General features: G+C 61.3%; 5 protein-coding genes. 2 read left to right on the forward strand and 3 right to left on the reverse strand.

The window, feature by feature from the left end; translation table 11 throughout:
• From NW845_RS12335 to NW845_RS12345, 3 genes are all read right to left on the reverse strand, one after another.
• Positions 1-976: ABC transporter substrate-binding protein (locus NW845_RS12335; RefSeq protein ID WP_414378741.1), on the reverse strand; the 976-nt coding region annotated here is incomplete at its 3' end.
• Positions 977-1279: 303 nt separating this feature from the next.
• Positions 1280-1753, reverse strand: a complete 474-nt coding sequence (ispF, locus tag NW845_RS12340) for a 2-C-methyl-D-erythritol 2,4-cyclodiphosphate synthase (protein ID WP_414334653.1) — start codon at positions 1751-1753, stop codon at positions 1280-1282.
• 305 nt (positions 1754-2058) lie between these two features.
• The gene (locus NW845_RS12345) at positions 2059-2367 is read right to left on the reverse strand and encodes a TIGR02450 family Trp-rich protein (protein WP_414334651.1); all 309 of its coding nucleotides are present in this window, start codon (positions 2365-2367) and stop codon (positions 2059-2061) included.
• A 118-nt stretch (positions 2368-2485) separates the two neighbouring features.
• Here NW845_RS12345 and NW845_RS12350 point away from each other — a divergent pair, with 118 nt between their 5' ends.
• Both NW845_RS12350 and NW845_RS12355 read left to right on the forward strand, forming a co-directional pair.
• A complete protein-coding gene (locus tag NW845_RS12350) occupies positions 2486-2881 on the forward strand; it encodes a hypothetical protein (protein ID WP_414334649.1) in 396 nt (131 codons plus the stop codon).
• A gap of 140 nt (positions 2882-3021) precedes the next feature.
• A complete protein-coding gene (locus tag NW845_RS12355; RefSeq protein ID WP_414378742.1) occupies positions 3022-4374 on the forward strand; it encodes a TldD/PmbA family protein in 1353 nt (450 codons plus the stop codon).
• Positions 4375-4647 lie beyond the last annotated feature (273 nt).

A 4647-nucleotide genomic window follows, 5' to 3' on the forward strand; every position in this document is an offset into this window, starting at 1 on the left:
GATCCACAAAGGGCCGTCCGGTTTGGGGGTTGCGGGCCCGGCTGAGGTTGAAGGCAAAGAAATTGTTGTTGAGGGTGGGGCCGAGATTGTAAATCCTGAACTGATCCCGTTCTTCTTCCCGCTTCAGGAGCTGAAAATCTCTGCCTCGCACCGAAAACACGTCGGTCTCGCCGGAGCGAAACTGCAACAGGGCCGTATCTTCCGAGTCCACGATGCGCAGGATGACCCGCTCGATGCGCGGGATCCCTTCCCCTTTCCAGTAGTAGGGGTTGGGACGGTACACCAGCCGCTGTCCGGGGGTATATTCCTGCAAGATGTAGGGGCCGGCCCCCACCAATTCCTGCACCGGCGTGTCAACTCCCCAGGTCTGGAGAAAGAGGGGGTTGCCCTGGCCGTCCACCTGCTCCACAGTGGGCTGCAGAATGTGCTTGGGCAAGAGAGGGGACCCGGCCTGCAACAGGAAAGGGGCAAAGGGCTCCGGCAGGACAAACTCAACCCGCCGCTCGTCCAAGGCCCGCACCTGGGGCAGCGCCCCCGCCTCGCCGATGCGCAACACATCCCGCGCTGAGGTCGGGATCCGCTCGTCAAAGATGATGCGGTTGAAGGTAAAGTCCACATCTGCCGCTGTCAGGGGCTCCCCGTCCGACCAGCGCAGCCCCTCCCGCAAGGTGAAGACATAGCGCAAGCCGTCCTCAGACACTTCCCAGCCTTCCGCCAGCTCCGGCTTGGGCAGGAGGGTATCTTCATCGAGGGTGACCAGGCCCGCCTCCAGGTAGGCGATGGCGTCGCGGCTGGAGCTCTCGGTGGCCAGATAGGTGTTGAAGGTTTTGGGATCCGAGGTGACGGTGGCAATCAGGTGGGGCGGGCGAGCGGGGGCAGCACAGGCGCTAAGCCAGAGAAGGAGGATCCCTAGGAATAGGGGGGCAAAAAGGCTGCTCTTGAGCTGCTCTGTTGAGGTATTGCTTTGGCCTGCCATTTCCTTTGCTGAGTATCCGAGCAAGTTTGAGGGGGCCCGCCGGCGGCCCAAGCGCTCCGCGCCGCTCACGCGACCAACCCCGGCCCCTCTCCCGGAGGGAGTCAGCCCTCACCCCCAGCCCCTCTCCCGTAGGGAGTCAGCCCTCACCCCCAGCCCCTCTCCCGGAGGGAGAGGGGAGCTGGGATCGAGGCGGCAGGGGGTTTCACGACAATGGGGGCCAATTGGTTTTTTGAGGGAGCGATTGCTTGCCAGTTTGGCAGCTTGGGCAGGGCAACGGCCAGGTGCTTTCCGCAAGCCGGCAGCTCAGCGTTCCACCAGCAGGGCGACGGCAAAGGCAGCCATGGCCTCTCCCTGGCCGACGGGGCCGAGTTTTTCGTTGGTGGTGGCCTTCACGCCTACTTGTTTGGGCGATAGTTGCATGGCCTCAGCTAGACGAGCCTGCATGGCGGGGATGTGGGGCTTGAGCTTGGGCTGCTCTGCCACCACGACGCTATCGACGTTGGCAATGCGCCAGCCCTCTTGGCTTACCAACTGCACCACCTGCTGCAAGAGGAGAATGCTGTCTGCCCCTTTCCAGCGCTCCTCTTCCGGGGGAAAGTAGTAGCCAATGTCCCGCAGGGCGGCAGCTCCTAGGAGGGCGTCCATGATGGCGTGGGTGAGCACGTCGGCGTCGCTGTGGCCCAACAGACCCTTTTCGTAAGGGATCCGGATCCCGCCTAGGATCAGGGGGCGCCCTTCTACGAGACGGTGGATGTCATAGCCCTGGCCAATGCGCACTGTTGCGGCTCCCTTGGGAACACCAGCGAGACTTTTGCCAACTTCCTTCCAAGAGCTTGGCTCACCGGGAGAGGAAAAGCGGCTGTTGAGAACGACTTCTTTCTATTCTGCCGACTCGAGAGGGGAGGAGCAGATGGGACAGGAAGAACCGCTGTAGCAGTCGAAGCAGATAAGGTGGGATTTCCCGTAGGGATTCGTACAGCGCTTGGCCCATTGATAGTCGCCGTAGCTGAGCTCTTTCCCACAGACATTACACCTGGGCATCGTTTTTTCCTCAAAAGTCTTGTAGCTAGAAGAATACAGCGCTAGAGGGATCCGGGGATCCCTGAGTCTCTAGAGAGAGACGATCCGCCAGATCCGCAGGGGATCCCGTCTTCCAGCGGTGTCCAGCCCGGTTGCCAGAGATCCCGGTTTTTGAGGGTGGCGGCGTTGACCCAGAGGCGCACCTGGGGATCGCAGACGGCCCTCAGCTCGGCAAACACCAGCCCCCCTTGCCCCTCTTGGCGGGCGGCGACCTGAAAATGTCGCCAACCCATCACAGGCTGGACAGAAGTCCACTTGGAGCCCAGCAGATGGGGAAAGCGCTGTTTTTGGCGGGGTTTGCTGCGAGCCATAGAGCTGCTTGCCAACCTTGCTCTAGGACTGTCCTCGGCTGGATGGGGGAGACCGAGGGCGATAGGATCGCTAGGGATGCTTCGGCATTCCAAGCTCCTTCCCTCAGCATATCCACCTATGGTGCAGCACAAGCAACGGCTTGGGTTCTCTTGGCAGCAGGTATTGCTGCTCCTCCTGGCCTGGCTGGTTTGGGCAACGGGACTGCCCCTGGTCGCGTCCAGCGCTTGGGCGGCAACTGAGCCGGCACTCTCTGGCAAACTCACAGGGCCGGAGTGGCGCCAGGCGGATCCTGAGGCCAAGCAGGCGTTTTGTCGCAAAGCCTTTCAGGCGTTTCGGGCCTCTCCTGCCCAGAGTTACATCATCAGCTCCAATGTACAGGCTTTGACCCCAGAAGGTTTGTGTCAGCGGCTGGATCAGTTTTATCAGTACGCCATCCACGACGAGATCCCACTCAACCAAGCCGCCAACATTGCCCCCTTGCTGTTCTCGGATCAGCCGCTGGAGCAGCCCTAATGCCGCAGGGATCCGCAAAGCTGCCGGCAAAGGGATCCCAAGCCTAAGTGACCAGTTGAGATCATCTGGCCCCTGCTGTTGGGGCAGGTCTTGGCAGCAGGGTCGATAATAGAACTGTTCTCTTGCAGCTCTCAAGTTCTATGGCCGGCTCCGTCATTGCTCCTGAAAACCTGCTGGATCTTTGCGAACAGGGTGTACAAAAGGCCTTGGCTGCCGGGGCCGACCAAGCAGAGGTGTTTGCCAACTCAGGCCGTGAGACGGAAGTAACTTTTGAGAAAAATGACCTCAACCTGGCCCGCAGCAGCAGCGAGACCCTGTTCGGCATCCGGGTTTTCTGCGGCGGCAGGCTGGGCTTTGCCACTTCCAACCGCCCGGAAGAGCTGGCCGAGACAGCGGCTGAGGCGGTGGCCATGGCCAAGGCTTCGCCGGCGGATCCCCTCAACGGCCTGCCGGATCCCCAGCCTCTGCCCCAGGTGCCCTTTGCCCTCGACCCAGGCCTGCTGGAACTGGATGCTGCCGAGCTGACGCAACTGGGATCCCAACTGGTGGAGTGGGTGCGCTCCCAAGACCCCCGCATCACCATTGACAGCGGCTCCTTCAGCGTGGAAGAGGATACCGTGGCCATTGCTTCTTCCACCGGCATCCGCGCCAACTACCACAGCGTCGAGGCGGGCGGATCCCTGTTTGGCATGGCCATTGATGGGGACGAGGTGGGCAGCTTTGCCTACGACGGCGACAGTGTGCAGAAGCGGGCGGAGCTGCTGCCGGCGCTGGAGCGGGCTTTTAATCGCTTTGTGCAAAAGTGTGTGGGGGCCCTAGGGGCTAGGGAGGGGGAGAGTTTTCGCGGTTCCATCGTCCTGCCGCCGGATGTGGTGGAGGAGTTTCTGGGAGACCTCCTCTTTGTGCTGGGGGCGGACGCGGTGCGCAAGGGCAAAAGCCCCCTGGCGCAGAAGATGGGATCCCTGATCGCCAGCCCCCTGTTGACCTTAGTTTCCGAGGGGCTGGGCTTGCCCGGCCACCCCATCGAGCCCTTCGACCGCGAGGGGATGCCACGCCAAATTACCCCCCTGATCCACGAAGGGATCCTCTGCAACTTCATGTACAACAGCTACGAAGGCCGGGCTGCCGGCGTTCCCTCCAACGGCCATGCCACAGGGGGGGCGGGCAGCTTGCCGGGCGTGGGGCCGGCCTGTCTGAGCGTGGCCCCGGGGACAACCCCTTTGTCTGAGCTGTATGCGATGGAGCGGGGCATTATCGTCACGCGGCTTTCCGGCAGCAGCAACCCGATCACCGGCGATTTTTCCGGAGTGGTGAAGGGGGGCTTTTTGGTCAAAGGTGGCGAGAAGCGCCCCATCCTGGAGACCACCATTGCCGGCAACCTCTACGATTGTTTGCGCAATATCTCCGCCATCTCACAAGAGGTAACTGTTTTCAACGGCACCACGGCCTTTCCGGCTCTGCGCATCGAAGATGTATCGGTAACAGCGGGCTAATCCTGAAGCGGCAGGCAAGGCCCTCCAATTACCTTTAGCTTTATGGGTCATGCCCTTGACGTTGAGCTTTAAGGACTCCGTCCCGCTAACGCGACCGGTTACCCCGATGTCATAACGACGGGCAATCTCTGAGGTAATCTTGTGTTGCCAATCTCTACGCTGGCGAGCAACCTTGGCTTGGAGCTTAGCCTCTAGCCGGTTGATTTTCTTCCATCTCCTAGAAGCCTTCACTCCCTTCCTGGGTGCACGCTTCCGCCGTTTGAGCTTGGCAAC

The organism is Synechococcus sp. H60.2 (genome assembly GCF_047462315.1).
GTDB lineage: Bacteria > Cyanobacteriota > Cyanobacteriia > Thermostichales > Thermostichaceae > Thermostichus.

Bases quoted from the DNA above. Each gene is read 5' to 3' on its own strand.
- NW845_RS12350 (WP_414334649.1), top strand. From the start codon at position 2,486: ATGGTGCAGCACAAGCAACGGCTTGGGTTCTCTTGGCAGCAGGTATTG.
- NW845_RS12345 (WP_414334651.1), bottom strand. From the start codon at position 2,367: ATGGCTCGCAGCAAACCCCGCCAAAAACAGCGCTTTCCCCATCTGCTG.
- NW845_RS12355 (WP_414378742.1), top strand. From the start codon at position 3,022: ATGGCCGGCTCCGTCATTGCTCCTGAAAACCTGCTGGATCTTTGCGAA.